This is a genomic window from Pseudomonas sp. NPDC089741 (genome assembly GCF_044748825.1).
GTDB classification, from domain to species: domain Bacteria; phylum Pseudomonadota; class Gammaproteobacteria; order Pseudomonadales; family Pseudomonadaceae; genus Aquipseudomonas; species Aquipseudomonas helmanticensis.
Genome location: NZ_JBIVGT010000024.1, coordinates 61,709 through 77,463 on the forward strand (window position 1 = coordinate 61,709; position 15,755 = coordinate 77,463).

The 15,755-nt window shown below is 60.2% G+C and carries 13 protein-coding genes, 1 tRNA gene and 1 pseudogene; 4 read left to right on the forward strand and 11 right to left on the reverse strand.

Annotated elements, in window-relative coordinates; genetic code table 11:
- Positions 1 to 8: 8 nt before the first annotated feature.
- Positions 9 to 950 carry a 1-phosphofructokinase gene (gene pfkB, locus ACIPZE_RS20525; RefSeq protein ID WP_400774931.1) on the reverse strand — a complete coding sequence of 314 codons (942 nt, stop codon included), beginning with the start codon at positions 948 to 950 and terminating at the stop codon, positions 9 to 11.
- Positions 950 to 3,811 (reverse strand): phosphoenolpyruvate--protein phosphotransferase, encoded by a 2,862-nt coding sequence (gene ptsP, locus ACIPZE_RS20530; protein ID WP_400774933.1) that lies wholly within the window; start codon positions 3,809 to 3,811, stop codon positions 950 to 952. Before ptsP ends, pfkB begins: the two co-directional genes overlap by 1 nt.
- A 306-nt stretch (positions 3,812 to 4,117) precedes the next feature.
- Here ptsP and cra point away from each other — a divergent pair, with 306 nt between their 5' ends.
- A complete protein-coding gene (gene cra, locus ACIPZE_RS20535; RefSeq protein WP_400774935.1) occupies positions 4,118 to 5,113 on the forward strand; it encodes a catabolite repressor/activator in 996 nt (331 codons plus the stop codon).
- A 3-nt stretch (positions 5,114 to 5,116) separates the two neighbouring features.
- Positions 5,117 to 5,893: a TatD family hydrolase gene (locus ACIPZE_RS20540; protein ID WP_400774936.1), complete on the forward strand. Its 777-nt coding sequence runs from the start codon at positions 5,117 to 5,119 to the stop codon at positions 5,891 to 5,893.
- Between the two features lie 127 nt (positions 5,894 to 6,020).
- On the opposite strand, the gene ACIPZE_RS20545 is transcribed toward ACIPZE_RS20540, so the two are convergent.
- The 6 genes and pseudogenes from ACIPZE_RS20545 to ACIPZE_RS20570 form a co-directional block, all read right to left on the reverse strand.
- Positions 6,021 to 6,410, reverse strand: coding sequence for a hypothetical protein (locus ACIPZE_RS20545; RefSeq protein ID WP_283437719.1), 390 nt, complete (start codon positions 6,408 to 6,410; stop codon positions 6,021 to 6,023).
- A gap of 324 nt (positions 6,411 to 6,734) precedes the next feature.
- Complete coding sequence (locus ACIPZE_RS20550; RefSeq protein WP_400774955.1) at positions 6,735 to 7,664, reverse strand: methyl-accepting chemotaxis protein; 930 nt, start codon at positions 7,662 to 7,664, stop codon at positions 6,735 to 6,737.
- Positions 7,641 to 8,732: pseudogene (locus ACIPZE_RS20555) on the reverse strand (methyl-accepting chemotaxis protein); the annotation flags it as partial. The gene ACIPZE_RS20550 and the pseudogene ACIPZE_RS20555, both read right to left, overlap by 24 nt.
- A 249-nt stretch (positions 8,733 to 8,981) precedes the next feature.
- Entirely contained in the window at positions 8,982 to 9,821 is an 840-nt protein-coding gene (ampE, locus tag ACIPZE_RS20560) for a regulatory signaling modulator protein AmpE (protein ID WP_400774938.1), read from the reverse strand.
- On the reverse strand, positions 9,818 to 10,378 hold the full coding sequence (ampD, locus tag ACIPZE_RS20565) for a 1,6-anhydro-N-acetylmuramyl-L-alanine amidase AmpD (RefSeq protein WP_400774940.1): 561 nt from the start codon (positions 10,376 to 10,378) through the stop codon (positions 9,818 to 9,820). Before ampD ends, ampE begins: the two co-directional genes overlap by 4 nt.
- Before the next feature lie 64 nt (positions 10,379 to 10,442).
- Positions 10,443 to 12,626 (reverse strand): DUF1631 domain-containing protein, encoded by a 2,184-nt coding sequence (locus ACIPZE_RS20570; RefSeq protein WP_283437723.1) that lies wholly within the window; start codon positions 12,624 to 12,626, stop codon positions 10,443 to 10,445.
- A gap of 419 nt (positions 12,627 to 13,045) precedes the next feature.
- Between ACIPZE_RS20570 and nadC the strand changes: the two genes are divergently transcribed.
- Positions 13,046 to 13,894: a carboxylating nicotinate-nucleotide diphosphorylase gene (gene nadC, locus ACIPZE_RS20575; RefSeq protein ID WP_283437724.1), complete on the forward strand. Its 849-nt coding sequence runs from the start codon at positions 13,046 to 13,048 to the stop codon at positions 13,892 to 13,894.
- A gap of 88 nt (positions 13,895 to 13,982) precedes the next feature.
- Here the strand turns inward: nadC and ACIPZE_RS20580 are convergent, their stop codons facing one another.
- Positions 13,983 to 14,282 (reverse strand): DUF6388 family protein, encoded by a 300-nt coding sequence (locus tag ACIPZE_RS20580; protein WP_129388984.1) that lies wholly within the window; start codon positions 14,280 to 14,282, stop codon positions 13,983 to 13,985.
- A 273-nt stretch (positions 14,283 to 14,555) separates the two neighbouring features.
- Here ACIPZE_RS20580 and ACIPZE_RS20585 point away from each other — a divergent pair, with 273 nt between their 5' ends.
- Positions 14,556 to 15,050, forward strand: a complete 495-nt coding sequence (locus ACIPZE_RS20585; protein WP_283437725.1) for a hypothetical protein — start codon at positions 14,556 to 14,558, stop codon at positions 15,048 to 15,050.
- A gap of 7 nt (positions 15,051 to 15,057) precedes the next feature.
- On the opposite strand, the gene ACIPZE_RS20590 is transcribed toward ACIPZE_RS20585, so the two are convergent.
- A tRNA-Thr gene (locus ACIPZE_RS20590) sits at positions 15,058 to 15,133 on the reverse strand.
- A gap of 157 nt (positions 15,134 to 15,290) precedes the next feature.
- Positions 15,291 to 15,755 (reverse strand): S1 RNA-binding domain-containing protein (locus ACIPZE_RS20595; protein ID WP_400774944.1); only part of this gene is annotated, 465 nt, incomplete at its 5' end.

Consider the following 15,755-nt stretch of genomic DNA (forward strand, 5'->3'; position numbering starts at 1 on the left):
AAACCCTCTTATTGTTCTGTCAGGGGGCGCACGCGCACGCCCTGTTCGAGCTGCGCCAGTTGCGCGCGGTCGTTGATGCCGAAACCGATCTGGGTCACCGCCATCGCGGCAATCGCGGTGGCGGTGCGCAGGGTTTGTTCAGGCGTGTCGGCGCTGAGCAAACCGTGGAGCATGCCGGCCAGCAACGAATCGCCGGCACCGACCGTGCTGGCGACGCTGACCTTGGGTGGCGTGGCGTGCAGGGCCGAACCGACGCTGAACCAATTCACACCGTCGGCACCGTGGGAGATCACCACGTGCTCGATGCCTTGCGCGTGCAATTGCGCCGCTGCTTGCGCTTCGGCGGCGTGAGAAACCACCTCGCAACCGAGCGCATCGGCGAGTTCTTCAGTGTTCGGTTTGATCAGCCATGGACTGGCCTGCAACGCCGCACGCAATGCTTCACCGCTGCTGTCGAGGGCGACTTTCAAGCCGAGCTGATTGAGCCGTTCGATCAGTTCACGCAACCACTGCGCCGTGACCCCGCGCGGCAAACTGCCGGCGACCACCACAGCGTCGTGACCCGGCGCAACCTGCACCAGACGATCGAGCAACGCCTGCTGTGCAGCCGCATCGACCACCGGCCCCGGGCCGTTGATATCGGTGATGCGTCCGCTCTGCTCTGCCACTTTGATGTTGCTGCGCGTCTCGCCCGGCACGCGGACGAACGCGTCGACAAAACCGCGCTTGGCGAACAGGGTTTCGAACGCTTGCAGGTTGTCCTCGCCGAGAAAGCCGCTGACCGTTACTTGATGGCCGAGGTCGGCAAGTACCTGCGCGACGTTCACGCCTTTGCCGGCGGCGTGGGTGTGCATCTCGTCGCTGCGATTGACCTGACCGGCGTCCAGACGCGGCAACTCAACGGTGAGGTCGAGCGCCGGGTTGAGGGTCAGGGTAAGAATCTTGGCCATTACAGGGCCTCCACTAATGCGCGCACTTCGTTGGCGCTGCCCACGGCCAGGGCGTGTTGAGCAAGGGTTTGCGCCTGAGTCAGGCTGAGTTCACGGATGCGCGCCTTCACTTCAGCAATGCTGCGCCCGGACACGCTGAGTTCATCGACACCGAGGCCGACCAACACCGGCACCGCCAGCGGATCCGCCGCCAGTTCGCCGCAGACGCCTACCCATTTGCCGTGGGCATGGGCGGCGCGCACGGTGATATCGATCAGTTGCAGTACGGCCGGGTGCAAGCCGTCCGCCTGAGCCGACAAGGTCGGGTGACCACGGTCGATGGCCAGGGTGTATTGCGTGAGGTCGTTGGTGCCGACGCTGAAGAAGTCGACTTCTTTGGCCAATACCGGCGCGAGCAATGCGGCGGACGGCACCTCGATCATGATTCCCATTTGCAGATCGGCGACCGGGATTTCCAGACGCAAACGCTCGGTCATGTCGCGAGCCTGGCGCCATTCTTCGACGCTGCCCACCATCGGAAACATGATCCGCAGCGGCCGGTTGTCCGCCGAACGCAGCAACGCGCGCAGTTGCGCTTCCATGATCTGCGGACGCTGCAAGGTCAGGCGAATGCCGCGCACGCCGAGGAACGGGTTTTCTTCCTTGGCGATCGGCCAATACGGCAGCGGTTTGTCGCCGCCGACATCCAGCGTGCGCACCACCAGCGGACGACCGCCGAGGCCGTCGAGCACGCGGCGGTATTCGGCTTCTTGCGTGGCCTCGTCCGGCGCTTGCGGGTGGGCCATGAAAATCAGTTCGGTGCGCAGCAGACCGATGCCTTCGGCGCCCTGCTCCACCGCGCTGATCACCCCGGCGCTTTCGCCGATATTGGCGAACACTTCGACCGCGTGACCGTCGGTGGTGTGTGCCGGTTGGTGGCGTTGTTCGGCGGCAATCTTCAAGCGTTGTTCGCGAGTGTCACGTTCTTCGGTGGCGCGTTGCAGAGTACCGGCATCAGCGTCGACGTGCAGGCGACCGCGTTGACCGTCAAGCAGCAACGGCGTGCCCGGCGCCAGCAACAACACCGCTGCGCCAGCACCGACCAGCGCCGGAATGCCGAGGGCTCGCGCAACGATAGCGCTGTGCGCGGTGGCGCCGCCGCGTGCGGTGAGAATCCCCGCGACGCGCGCCGGGTCCAGCCGCGCGACGTCGGACGGGCCGACCTCGTCCATCACCAGAATGTACGGTTGCTCAGGTTCGCTCGGCGTCTGCACGCCACACAATTGCGCGAGCACACGGCGGCCGACGTCCCGCAGGTCCGCCGCACGCTCGGCGAGCAAGGCATCCTGCAGCGCTTCCTGTTGTTTGGCCGCTGCTTCGATCACCGCCATCCACGCTGCTTCCGCGCTTTCGCCTTGCTTGAGGCGGGTGTCGACTTCGTCGGTGAGTTCCGGGTCGTCGAGCATCTCCTGATGGGTGATGAAAATCTCGCGGATGGCTTTGGCTTTGCTGCGTTCGATCAGCCCCTGAATGTCGTTGCGCACATCGCTGAGCGCTTGCTTGAGACGTTCGCGCTCGATGGCGGCGGACTCGCCACGCAACGGGTAATCGATGCTTTGCTGCACTTGAATATGCGCCGGTCCGATGGCGATTCCGGGCGCTGCCGGGATCGCCTGCAACTGAGCGCCGGACGCCGGAGCGATCAGCATTTCGGCGATGTCGGCGAGCACTTCGCGCTGCTGACTGACGGTGGGCAGCGGCTCGACTTCTTCGCCGAGGCCTTGTTCGATAGCCGAGAGCAACGCCGGCAAGGCATCGGCGGCGATACTTGGTTCGGCGATCAGCTCAAGCACCTGACCGCGACGGGCGCCAAGGCTGAGCAGTTTGCTCAGGCTTTTCACCGACACGGCGCTGTCCTGACCGTCGACGATGCGCACGCGAATCTCGCCGTCAAAACGCTTCGCCAGTTGCGCGAGGATCTTCGCCGGGCGCGCGTGCAAGCCGTGGGCGTTGGCCAGCGCAATGCGTGCGCTCGGCCAGTCGGCGGGCAATTCACCACCGAGCACTTCGAGGACTTTGCGGCTGCTGGTAGCGCGGCCCAGTTCATGACCGCGACCTTCGATGAGCAACGCGCACAGGCGTTCAAGCAGCGCCTGATGCGCTTCGCCAAGGCTGGCCAGACAGAACAGACCGCTGAGCGGCTGGCCGAGGTAACGCATCGGTTTGTCTGGCGTGACGAATGCCAAGCCCGGGCGTTTCACGGTTTGCTCGCTGTGCAACCACCACAAACCATCGCCCAGCGGCAGCGCTTCGACCTGTTGCAGCACCGCCGAGAAACCGTTGCTCACACAATCGGCCTGGCGCAGCAGACGTGCACCACGCCAGACCAGTTCTTCGAAATCATCGGCCGAGACGCCGAGGCCGATCATCTGCGCATCCAGCGCCAGCTCTTGCGGCGCGCCTTGCAGCAGTTTCAACAGCGCTTCGGGGGAACTGGCGCGACGCAGGGCCTGGCCCAGGTCGGTTTCGCCGAGGGCGCGGGTCAGCAGTTGCAGCAGGCGCAAGTGTTCATCGGATTTGGCGGCGATACCAATCGCCAGATAAACGATCTGGCCATCGCCCCAATCCACGCCCTCGGGGAACTGCATCAGGCGCACGCCAGTGGCGAACACCTGATCGCGGGTTTCCGGGGTTCCGTGGGGAATGGCAATACCTTGACCGAGAAAGGTCGAGCCCTGGGCTTCCCGGGCCTGCAAGCCGGCGAGGTAACCGTCGGCAACCAGACCATCGGCCACCAGATGACTGGCTAGCAATTGCAGGGCGGCGGGTTTATCCACGGCCGATTGGCCCATGGATATCTGCTCTATAGTGAGCTCGAGCATGCAATCTCCTTTTTGGCATCGGATGACGCCAGGTATTGTTTTGAATGGTTGCAGCTTAGGCGCTTGTCAGCTTTGCTTTTCAGCAGCAATTTTGGCGGTTTCACGGCAGAACCGGCCAAAGGCGCCTAAAACGTAGAAAATACGCCTGCTGAAACGTTTAATCTAGATTGATCGGCACGTTACTCGATAATGTCCCATCCTTGAAGTCCAACTTGTCGGATGCGTTGCGACAATAGTCGCCTGCCCTAATCGGGTAGGATTGGCGAAAATGTTGCGGCAAGCTCGCAAAAACAAGGAAATCCCGGGTTGAAACTCAGTGATATCGCGCGGTTGGCCGGCGTGTCCGTGACCACCGCCAGCTACGTCATCAACGGCAAGGCCGAACAGCAACGCATCAGTACCGCGACCGTCGAACGCGTGCGCGCCGTGGTCGATCTGCACGGCTTCACGCCCAATCCGCAAGCCGCCGGGCTGCGCAGCCGGCACACGCGTACGTTGGGTTTTATCCTGCCGGATCTGGAAAACCCCAGCTATGCGCGGATCGCCAAATTGCTGGAGCAAGGTGCGCGGGCGCGTGGTTATCAATTGCTGATCGCCAGTTCCGACGATGCGCCGGACAGCGAGCGGCAATTGCTGCAACTGTTCCGCGCGCGCCGTTGCGATGCGCTGATCGTTGCCAGTTGCCTGCCTGCCGGTGATGACAGTTATCGGCAGTTGCAGGCCAAGGGGATGCCGATCATCGCCATCGACCGGGTCATGGAGCCGGAGTATTTCTGCTCGGTGATCAGCGACGACCGCGAGGCCAGTCAGCACCTGACGCAAAGCCTGCTCGAGCCACAACTCAAGCAGATTGTGTTGCTCGGCGCACGCCCGGAACTGAGCATCAGCCAGGAACGTGCCGCCGGTTTCAAACAGGCGCTGGTCGACTTCAAAGGTGAAGTGCTGGTCGAGCACGCTGAATCCTTCAGCCGTGAGTGCGGCAAACAATTGATGGAAGAACTCCTGCAACGCCTGGGGCATTTGCCCGACGCGCTGGTGACGACATCCTACGTGCTGTTGCAGGGCGTGTTCGATGCGCTGCATGACTTCCCGCTGAAATCACGGCCGCTGCGCCTCGGCACCTTCGGCGATACGCAGTTGCTGGATTTCCTGCCGCTGCCGGTCAACGCCATGGCTCAGCAGCACCAGTTGATCGCCGACAAGGCGCTGGAACTGGCGCTGGCGGCGGTCGAGCAGTCGGAGTACAAGCCTGGCGTGCAGGCCATTGCGCGAACCTTCAAGCAGCGTATTCACCGGGACTGAGCCGTGGAGCTGATCGACAGTCACACCCACCTCGACTTCCCCGACTTCGACGTCGATCGCTCGGCGTTGCTTGCCGAAAGCCGTGCCCTCGGGGTGCGGCGGATGGTGGTGTTGGGGGTGTACGAGGGCAACTGGCAACGGGTGTGGGATCTGGTGCGCAGCGATGCCGATTTGTACGCGGCGTTTGGCTTGCATCCGGTGTACCTCGATCAGCATCGTCCGGAAGATTTGACGGCACTCGGTGATTGGCTGACCCGGCTGCGCGGACATCGGCAGTTGTGTGCGGTGGGCGAGATCGGTCTGGATTACTTCGTCGAAACGCTGGATCGCGAGCAGCAACAGACATTGTTCGAGGCGCAACTGCAATTGGCGGCGGACTTTGCATTGCCGACGCTGATTCATGTGCGCCGCAGCCACGCCGCAGTGATTGCCACCCTCAAGCGCTTCAAGCTCAAGCGCGCCGGGATCATCCACGCCTTTGCCGGCAGCCGTGAAGAAGCGCGCGAATACATCAAACTGGGGTTCAAACTGGGCCTGGGCGGCGCGCCGACCTGGCCGCAGGCGTTGCGCATGCATCGGGTTCTCACGGAGTTGCCGCTGGAATCGATCGTCCTGGAAACCGATTCACCGGACATGGCGCCGGCGATGTTTCCCGGTCAGCGCAACAGCCCGGCGCATTTGCCGGCGATCTGCGCAGCCTTGGCCGAGCTGATGAAAACCACCCCGCAACAACTCGCCGCCGCCAGCACCGCCAACAGCTGCGAAGTCTTCGGCTGGTAACCCGATGCATCCTCCTGTAGGAGCTGCGGCACGCTGCGATCTTTTGATCTGTTTTTACAAGCAACATCAAAAGATCGCAGCTTGCCGCAGCACCTACAGACAGTCGTCAGTGAGCAGTGGTCAGCAATCAGTCGGCGTGGGCCTTGGCGGCGTCGAGAACCAGCGTCAGATGCTGACGATGGCGCGCGTAACGCACGACAACGAAGTACGCGAAAATTGTAATCAACGATGCGTTGAGTTGTTCGGTGACGCTGAGCAACCCCACCCACTCCATCACCAATGCCACCAGCAATGCGGTGCAGACCGTCACCGACGCGCTGAAGCGCAACAGCGCCAGTGAATCGAGGGACTTGAAGCGTTTGATCTGTTTTGGGCAGCGCAATTCCAGGGTTTTCTGGCAATGCTCGCAGGTGAACGGTTCATTGATCGAGATGGCATTCAGTTGCCAGGGTTTCAGCAGCAGGGTGGTCTGACAATGAGCACAACGGCCCTGGACTCCCAGGGTTGCGACGGACATGAGCAGTCTCCTCCAAAACGGTCTGACAGGGATTCTGGTTGATTGAAGGCGAAAATCCAGCGGGTGGAGGAAAACAGGAATTCGCCTACATAGGCCAGTTTAAAAAGACTACAAACTATTCAGACAAAACCGGAACCGTGCTCCAGCAAACTGGTAACTGGTAACTGGTAACTGTAGGAGCTGGTAACTGTAGGAGCTGGTAACTGTAGGAGCTGGTAACTGTAGGAGCTGGTAACTGTAGGAGCTGCGGCACGCTGCGATCTTTTGATCTTTAAAAACCAGATCAAAAGATCGCAGCGTGCCGCAGCTCCTACAATTGGGGGGTTAGACGCGGAAGGCGCTGATCAATTGTTTGAGTTCGACGACCTGGGCGGACAGCGCACGGCTGGCGTCTTCGGTCTGGTGCGCGCCGTAGGCCGTGCGCTCGCCGGCGCGGTTGATCTCGACGATGTTTTGGTCGATGTCGTGGGCGACCGCCGTTTGCTGTTCCACCGCAGCGGCAATCTGCTGGTTCTGATCGACGATCATGCCGACCGCGCCGAGGATGTTTTCCAGCGCCTGCTGGACCTTCTCCGACTGCCCGACCGTGCCGTTGGCCATCTGATGGCTGACGCCCATGGCTTTCACCGCAGCGCCGACGCCGCCGTGCAGCTTGGCGATCATCTGCTCGATTTCTTCGGTGGATTGCTGGGTGCGCTTGGCCAGCGTGCGCACTTCGTCCGCGACCACGGCAAAACCACGGCCCTGCTCGCCGGCGCGGGCCGCTTCGATCGCGGCGTTGAGCGCTAGCAGGTTGGTCTGCTCGGCGATGCTCTTGATCACTTCCAGTACGCGGCTGATCGACTGGCTGTCACTCGCCAACTGATTGATCACCAGCACCGACTGATCGATCTCGCTGGCCAGCGCGGCAATGCTGCCCTGCTGCGACTCGACCAGGCTACGGCCGCTGACGGTTTCATCATTGACGCTGTGGGCGCTGCTCACGGCGGCGGCGGCACTGCGCGCGACTTCCTGTGAGGTCGCCGACATCTGGTTCATCGCCGTGGCCACTTGTTCGATCTGCGTGCGCTGCCCGGCGACGGCCTGATTGCTTTGCGCCGAGACGTTTTCAACTTGTCCGGCCTGACGCTCGACTTCACCAACGGTCTGACCGACGCGCTCGATCAGGTCGTGGATTTTCTTCACGGTGCCGTTGAACACTTCGCCCAACTCACCGAGTTCGTCGCGGCTGTGGGCCACGAAGTTGACGGTCATGTCACCCGCCGCGACCTTATCCATCATCGCGCCAAGGCGTTTGAGGGTGGTGCGGGTCGAGGCGTAGAAACCGCCGTAGAGATAGAAAATCAGCACGAACACCACCGACAGCGCCACCGCCTGCAAGGTCATGTGCGTGCGGTTTTGCGTCAGACGCTGTTGCAGTTGAGTGTCGAGGAATTTCAGGCTGGCTTCGTTGAGCTGGTAGGTCTTGTCGATCAATCCGGTGACCTGATCGTAAAACGACTGCCACGGTGCATCGAGGGTATCGGCCATCACCACGTGTTCTTCGAACAGCTCTGTCGCCTGCTTCAGCGACGCCTTGCTGCTGTCGGCCTGAACGCTGAGGGTTTCACGCGCAGCCTTGCTGGAGCCGAGGGCGTCCTGCAACTTCAAGGCGTATTCCGCCTGGAGCTTTTCGATCTGCACCAACAGTTCATCGAAACGCGTGCTCGACGCACTGTTGAGAAAACCCTGCCCCAACGAATACGAGCCCATGGCCCGGCCTTCGCCGAGGGTTTGCGTCACCGTCGGGGTGATCAGCGTCACCAGTTCGCTGAGCTGGCGAATATCGCTCTGGTTGTCACGGCTGAGGCCAGCCTGGCTGGTGATGATCTGGCTGAAAATCTGCGCGCTGGTGAGCAACTTGCCGATCAGCGCGCTTTTGCTTTGCAGCGAGTTTTCCGCCTGCTGGGCCTTGAACGCGGCAATCATTTCATCACGCTTGCCGTCGAAAACCTTGATCTGTTCGGGGTCGTCGGTCATCGCCGTCAGCCCTTGCAGACGCGTCAGCACGGCTTGTTCGAGGCTGGTGATGTTCGCTTCGACATTGCCGGCCTTGCCGGACTGGCCGAGGATGACGTTGATCTGTACCAGATTGTTCAGGGTTTCCAGATCCCGGCGCAGGGTCAGGCTGCTCCCCAGCAGATCAAGGCTTTGCAGCTCGACCCGGGTGCCCTGAAATTCACGATAGGAATCGCGTACCAGATAAAAATTGGTCACCAGCATCGGTACCAGGAATAGCACGCTGATCAGGCTGAACTTCATGCCGAAGCTCAGACGGTTCATCAGCGAGACGGCGGGATAGAGCAAGCTCTTCACTGGAAGTCTCCCTTGGTTTTTCTTGTTTTTATTGGCAGGCGCGAGGCGACAGCAGATAGCCACTATCGAGCGCCATCACTGTATAGCTCAAATCGACGGGAGGTTTTGTAACTTAAGGTTAACGAAAAAAAGAACGCAGCCTGCGGCAGCTCCTACAGAAAAACCAATCCCTGTAGGAGCTGCCGCAGGCTGCGATCTTTTGATCTTTGTTTGAAATCAGTGAACCAGAACCGTCCACAAGGCAAACCCGGCATACCACAGCACCGCCGCGCGCAGCAGCAGTTCCCACAGGCAATCAAGCGTATTGATGCCCTCAGGACCGACCACAGGAGGCGGGATCTCCCCCGCCACCAGGCCAACCTTGTTGATCAGTTGCGCAGCGCTGATGTTCCAGTTCAGCAGCTCATGCAGCATCACCCGGCTGACCGCGACAAAGTTGCCGACCAGCGCCAGGCTCGCCGCCAGCAATCGCACCGGCACCCAATCAAAGGCATGGCGCATTTGCGCCGCATGTTCGACCAATGCCGGATTCTTGCCGTGTTCCTCGGCCAGCGCCAGCAAGCGATAGGCCAGTGCCGCCACCGGGCCGAGCAGGAAATACCAGAAAATCACCGCGAAGAAGCTTTGATAAGCCTCCCACAACAGGTGCCCCTGCACGCGGTCAAGCAGTTGCTCGCCACTGTCGGCGCAAATATCCAGATCGCGCTTGGCGACATGCGCCGCCGCCTGCAGATCTTCACGGCGCCAGGCATCGCGGAACGGCCCGAGACCGCCGAGCAAATCGCCGCGCCCCAGACTGTAAATCACCACCAGCAAATGCACCGGCAAGGCCAACAAGCCGTAAGCCACTGGCTGCAGCACCAGCAGCAACAGGCCGAGCAGCGCCACCGGCAGCAACACCATGATCGTCAGCACCAACCATGGCTGATCGGCCAATCGCGAGCTGCTTTCAAGTTTGTGCAGTTCGCGGATCCATCCGCCATCGCGTTGAACCCGATGGCGCAAGGCCGAGAACTTCTCGATCCAGACCGCCAGCAGTAACACCAGAAAACTCATTGTCCTTCCTCTTGTGCCAGGGCTGCGCGGTAACGCGCCCAGTCGAATGCCGGGCCAGGATCGGTCTTACGCCCGGGTGCTATGTCGCTGTGCCCGCAAATGCGGGCGCCGGTGATGGCCGGAAATGCTGTTTGCAACTGACGGGTCAACACCGTCAAGGCCTGATACTGCGCATCGGTAAATGGCAGATCATCGGTGCCTTCGAGCTCAATACCCACGGAAAAATCGTTACAGGTTTCGCGCCCTTCGAACAGCGACACGCCAGCATGCCACGCCCGCTCGATACAGGAGACAAACTGGGTGACCTTGCCGTCACGTTCAATCAGAAAGTGCGCCGAGACGCGCAAATCGGCAATCCCTGCAAAGTAGGGATGTTCGGTGACATCCAGACGATTCTGGAAAAATTCCTGCACCTTGCCGGTGGCGAACTGCGCCGGCGGCAGGCTGATGTTGTGGATAACCAACAGGGAAATTTCGCCCGCAGGGCGTTCATTGAAGTTGGGCGATGGGCAGACCTGCACCCCGTGACACCACCCGCTAGCGGGATCCAACTGCATAACGATTCCTTCAACGCCGACTGTGTTGACGCCCAGTATGCCGTGATCGGCCCCCAGCGCGCGATCACTTGCCGCGATTGAGTCGTCGCAGATTGCCGAGCACCGACTCCAGCGCTCGATCGAACAGCAAGGTGTCGTCCAGCCTGCGCACGACCCCGCGGCGAATTTCATGGGCCAGACTGACGCGGCTGCGTTCCAGCACTTTCATCCCGGTGCGGTCGACAAACACGTACTTGCCCGTGGCTTCGATGATGGCCGCGAGCTTGCAGCGCAGCGTGTGTTCGTCGTCTTCCTGAAACGCCACCCAACTGCCCAGGCGCAGTTGTTCAACCTGACGCAGGCCGGCATCGTCGTCGGGCAGATTCACTGCAGCCAGCGCCAACGGGTTATCGCCCGCCGGCAACACGATCTGCTGCGAAACCTCAACCATGACAGGACTGGCCGCCTGATCCGTTTCACCCGAGCGCTCCAGCACACACACGTGCAGTGCTTCCAGTTCACTGAAGAATTCGCTGGTGGCAAACGGATCGAACGCCGAACTGCTCAAGCCGTCACGCAGCGACTTGAGCAATCCCGGCACCAGCGCCAGCAAGCGCAGACTGGATTCGGCGTCGTCATGGCGCTGCACGCTCCAGATCAATTGCTCCATGGTCTGCACGTCGGCTTGCCATTCGGCGGATTGGTCGCCGTGCTTGAGGCGGGTCAGCAACAGCACTTTGCTCCAGGCATCCTGCACGAAAGTCACCACCGAGGGTGGCAGGACTTTGCCCAGCAGCGCCTGATTCAACGCTTGCTCGACCCGACGCCGGGCCAGTTCGGTTTTTGCCCGGCCCTCTTCGGCATCACGCAAACGCTGCTCAAGCAATTCGCTGCGCCGACGTTCATCGCTGGTAAAGGCAAGAAAGTCAGCCAACAGTTCGGAGAAAATCGCCGGATCGTCGACGAAATCGCTGAGCAAGCGCTGCACCACTTGTTCGATGCGCAGATACAGACTGTCACGCGCCTCGCCATCGCAATCGCCCCAGCCCATGGCGGCGTCCGCGATTTCGTTGAGCAGGCGCCGCGCCGGATGGCTGCTGCGGCTGAAGAAGCTCTTGTCGAGCACCGCGACCTTGAGCATGGGGATCTGCAAGCGGGCGATCAGAGCCTTGAGCGAGTCCGGCACGTTGCGGTCTTCGAGAATGCAGTCAAAGACCATGGCGATCAGATTGATCACGTCCTCGTCGGCGCCACCGACGATCCGCGACTTGCCACTTTTGACGCTGACCCGCGTCAGCAATTGTTCGAGTTGATTGCGCAAATCGAAGTCATCCTGCGCCGCCAGCGCCGGCACATATTGCTGCAAATGCGAGAGCAGGCGCAGCAGGTCGCGGGTGGTGATCGGCTGGGCCGTGGCACTCGGTTCCAGCGTCGGGGCAACGCTGCCGCGCACGTGCAACAGCAGTTCCTGCAACGCGACGAAAACTTCCTGCACGCCTTCGTCTGCAGGTGACGGGTCCTCGCTTTCTTCGCTGTAGACGCTGGCCACCGCACGATCCAGCGCTCGTCGCGCCGGTGCCGGCTTCAAGTCGGGCAGCACACCCGTTGCGAGCAGCAGTTGATTGGCTTCGGCATAGAGTTGTTCGGTATCGGCAAGCACATAGCGCTCGAACAATTTGAGCAGGATCAGCTTGACCTTGATCTCCACCCCCAGATTACGACCGGCCTGCAGGAAGTACTCACAGAGCATCGCCGGGCCGAGCGGGTTGTGCTGCTCGTCGAGGGGATTGCCGAGCAAGGCATTGAGCCGCGCGGTCAGTTGATCCAGCGCGAAGCCATCACGCTTGAGGACGCGACCGACCATGGTTTCGATGGCGACGCTGCGCTCCATGTCATCGGTGCGCGGCGCCGAGTCCTCAAACATCAGCGTGCGAGGCAGCGTGCTGTGCGTGGGGTCGTATTGGGTGAGGCCGACGAAGGCTTCGAAGAATTGTTCGAGAAAGCCGCGCTCGATGTTTTTGCGCTTGAGGCGCAGGTCGCGCATGGCTTCGAAAAAAATGTTCTGTTCGACGTCGTTGCGCGCCCGATCGGCCATTTCAAACAACGTGTCATCGGCGTTATCGAACAGCTCCTGCAAACCATGGCGCAGCTGTTGCGCAGCCTTGTCGCGAACCTGAAGGAGAATCACAGGCAGGCGGGCGAGCGGCGAATGATTCGCCTGATCGGTAGCGGCCTTGTGCAAAGGCACTACTTTCCCGTCGTTGTGCATCCAAGCCTCCTGGAACGGTGATTGTTCTTGGCAGAAACATCGAGTGTGCTGGCGGCAATGCAGGCCATCACACGAATCCCTGTAGAAGTGAGCCTGCTCGCGATGGCGTCCTGTCAGTCAGCGCAGTGGCGATTGAGTGAATGCTTTCGCGAGCAGGCTCGCTCCTACAGGGTAATTCAGCAGGCACAGACCCACGTCAAAGCTATGACGTCAAATGCAAGGCGGATTATCTTGCAAAACTTGTCGCCAGCGCTATAGCCGTCAGGGTTTCCCCTATGCCGCCGCCCTTCCAATGACCACGGTACAACGCTGTTTACTCAAAGAAATTCGACCGGATGCAGGCAAGCGCGCGCGTTCCCGTCTTGGGTTGGCTTGTGCCATGCCCCTATAATCGAACCACTTTGTTTGTGGAGCCCGTTATGCCGAATCTACGTCTCGCCGATTTGACCGCCGAAATCGAAGCCAACGTGCGCCGTGCGTTGCTCGAAGACATCGGCAGCGGCGACATCACCGCGCAACTGATCCCGGCCGAACGTTTGGCCAAAGCCACCATCATTACTCGCGACGAGGCCGTCGTTTGCGGCACCGCGTGGGTCGATGCGGTGTTCCGTCAGCTCGATCCGCGTGTGGCGGTGCACTGGCAAGTGATGGATGGCGAACGGGTTAAACCCAATCAGCCGCTGTTTCATCTGGAGGGCCCGGCCCGTTCACTGCTGACCGGCGAACGCAGTGCGCTGAACTTCCTGCAGTTGTTGTCCGGTGTGGCCACGCGCGCGCAGTATCTGGCGGACTTTGTCGGGGCCACTGACGTCAAGTTGCTGGACACCCGCAAGACCCTGCCAGGCCTGCGTCTGGCGCAGAAGTACGCAGTGACCTGCGGTGGCTGCCACAACCACCGCATCGGTCTGTACGACGCATTCCTGATCAAGGAAAACCACATCGCGGCCAGCGGTGGCATCCCGCAGGCCATTGCCGCCGCGCACAAGATTGCCCCGGGCAAACCGGTGGAAATCGAAGTGGAAAGCCTGGAAGAACTGAAGGAAGCGCTGGCGGCCGGCGCCGACATCATCATGCTCGACGAACTGAGCCTGGACGACATGCGCGAAGCCGTGCGCCTGAACGGCGGCAGGGCGAAACTGGAAGCGAGCGGCGGCATCAACGAAAGCACACTGCTGCCGATCGCTGAAACCGGGGTGGACTACATCTCGATCGGCGCGATGACCAAGGATGTCAAAGCGGTCGACCTGTCGATGCGTCTCAGCCTTTAAACAGCAGCGACAGATGCGAGCTACAAGCTACAAGCCAAAACGCTTTTGCTTTGACTTGTAGCTTGAAACTTGTAGCTCCTAGCTGCTCTTAGACGACAAGATTATTCATCTCGCAGTAATCGTCCCACTCGACACCCAATACTTCGGCCGCTTCCTTGTGCAGCACAAGGCGCTGCGCCTCGAACTCCTCCGGCGTGCTCGTGTACTTGAGCGTCAGCTCCCACGGCTGCAAGCCCTGAGCCTCGGCTTCGTCTTCGAACGCCCACTGAATCTGATCTTTCTGATCATCGGGGCCGAGATCCTTGATCTCTTCCAACAGCTGCGGCGCGTCGAGTTTGTACTTTTCCAGCGCTTGTTCGTGACGTTGCTCTTGAGTTAATTCGGTCATGGCGTTCTCGTTGATCGTAAGAATGGAGGATGGATCTGGATCATCAAGGATCTCTCTGACGCGGATTTGTCCGGCCTTCGGAACCATTCGGGATCATCTGAAAACTGCTAAGCGATGCTCATGCAGGCACCGAATATAGGACGTTTGCATGACGAATTACACGGCTCTTTACATCTCTCGCACAAAAAGTTGACCTGCGGAACATAAATGCGCTTTTCGAGTCATAGCGATGTGCCAGTTCGGCACTCATGCTGTTCACAAGGAAAACCAGTGATGCGCAGCTTTTCGAAGATTTCCGCTTTTGTTTCCACCACCACTCTGATCGCCACCCTGGCACTGCCGGCCAGCGCAATGGCCGTCGAGTTGAGCACCAGCAGCCCATCTTACGGCGACAAAGTTGCGTTGGTTCATAACGACTACGGCAAAGAAGTGGTCGTCAGAGGCGATATCAGCATTGATGAGTTGAAGAAAATGCGCGACACCATCAGTGAGCAATCGCGTCAGATCGAGGAGCTCAAACGCAGCAGCGGTTCGAGTTCAAGCTCCAGCGGCAAGGAAATCGATGAGCTGAAGAACAAGGTCAAGGAACAGGACCGCGAACTGGATACCCTCGGTCGTCAGGTTGAAGAGCTCAAGCGCAACAGTGGCTCGAGTTCCAACTCGAACAGCAGCGAGATTTCGAACCTGAAGCAGAAGGTCAATGACCAGGATCGGGCGATGGACCAGCTCAAACGTACTGTCGAGGATCTGAGCCGCAAGGTGAAATAAGCGGGGATGGTGCCCGAGACAGGAATCGAACCTGCGACCTTCGCGTTACGAGTGCGCTGCTCTACCGGCTGAGCTACACGGGCGGTGGGCTAAACCTAGCACCGGTTTTCACAAAAGCAAAGATCGCAGCCTGTGTAGGAGCTGCCGCAGGCTGCGATCTCTTGATCTTTACGCCAGACAAAAAAATGCCCCGCCGTTTTCACGGCGGGGCATTTTTATTGCGCTAACGCTTTGGTGTGATTAAACGCCCGAAGCCTTGGCCGCTGCCACGTCTTTGATGGACAGCTTGATACGGCCGCGGTTGTCCACGTCCAGTACCAGCACTTCCACTTCCTGGCCTTCTTTCAGGATGTCGGTCACTTTCTCTACGCGAGCGTCGCTCAGCATCGAGATGTGTACCAGACCGTCCTTGCCCGGCAGGATGTTGACGAATGCGCCGAAATCGACGATGCGCTCAACCTTGCCGACGTAGATCTTGCCGATCTCGGCTTCAGCGGTGATGCCCAGAACGCGCTGACGTGCAGCTTCAGCAGCTTCCTTGGTTTCGCCGAAGATCTTGATCGAACCGTCGTCTTCGATGTCGATCGAAGCCTTGGTTTCTTCGCAGATCGCACGGATGGTCGCGCCACCTTTACCGATAACGTCACGGATTTTGTCGGTGTCGATTTTCAAAGCTATCAAGGTCGGACCGTTGGACGACAGTTC

What these genes read in the sequence shown, in the direction of transcription:
- ampE (WP_400774938.1), bottom strand. Translation starts at nt 9,821, where the DNA reads ATGAGTTTTCTGGTGTTACTGCTGGCGGTCTGGATCGAGAAGTTCTCG.
- pfkB (WP_400774931.1), bottom strand. Translation starts at nt 950, where the DNA reads ATGGCCAAGATTCTTACCCTGACCCTCAACCCGGCGCTCGACCTCACC.
- ptsP (WP_400774933.1), bottom strand. Translation starts at nt 3,811, where the DNA reads ATGCTCGAGCTCACTATAGAGCAGATATCCATGGGCCAATCGGCCGTG.
- ampD (WP_400774940.1), bottom strand. Translation starts at nt 10,378, where the DNA reads ATGCAGTTGGATCCCGCTAGCGGGTGGTGTCACGGGGTGCAGGTCTGC.
- ACIPZE_RS20570 (WP_283437723.1), bottom strand. Translation starts at nt 12,626, where the DNA reads ATGCACAACGACGGGAAAGTAGTGCCTTTGCACAAGGCCGCTACCGAT.
- ACIPZE_RS20550 (WP_400774955.1), bottom strand. Translation starts at nt 7,664, where the DNA reads ATGACCGTCAACTTCGTGGCCCACAGCCGCGACGAACTCGGTGAGTTG.
- ACIPZE_RS20545 (WP_283437719.1), bottom strand. Translation starts at nt 6,410, where the DNA reads ATGTCCGTCGCAACCCTGGGAGTCCAGGGCCGTTGTGCTCATTGTCAG.
- ACIPZE_RS20585 (WP_283437725.1), top strand. Translation starts at nt 14,556, where the DNA reads ATGCGCAGCTTTTCGAAGATTTCCGCTTTTGTTTCCACCACCACTCTG.
- ACIPZE_RS20580 (WP_129388984.1), bottom strand. Translation starts at nt 14,282, where the DNA reads ATGACCGAATTAACTCAAGAGCAACGTCACGAACAAGCGCTGGAAAAG.
- nadC (WP_283437724.1), top strand. Translation starts at nt 13,046, where the DNA reads ATGCCGAATCTACGTCTCGCCGATTTGACCGCCGAAATCGAAGCCAAC.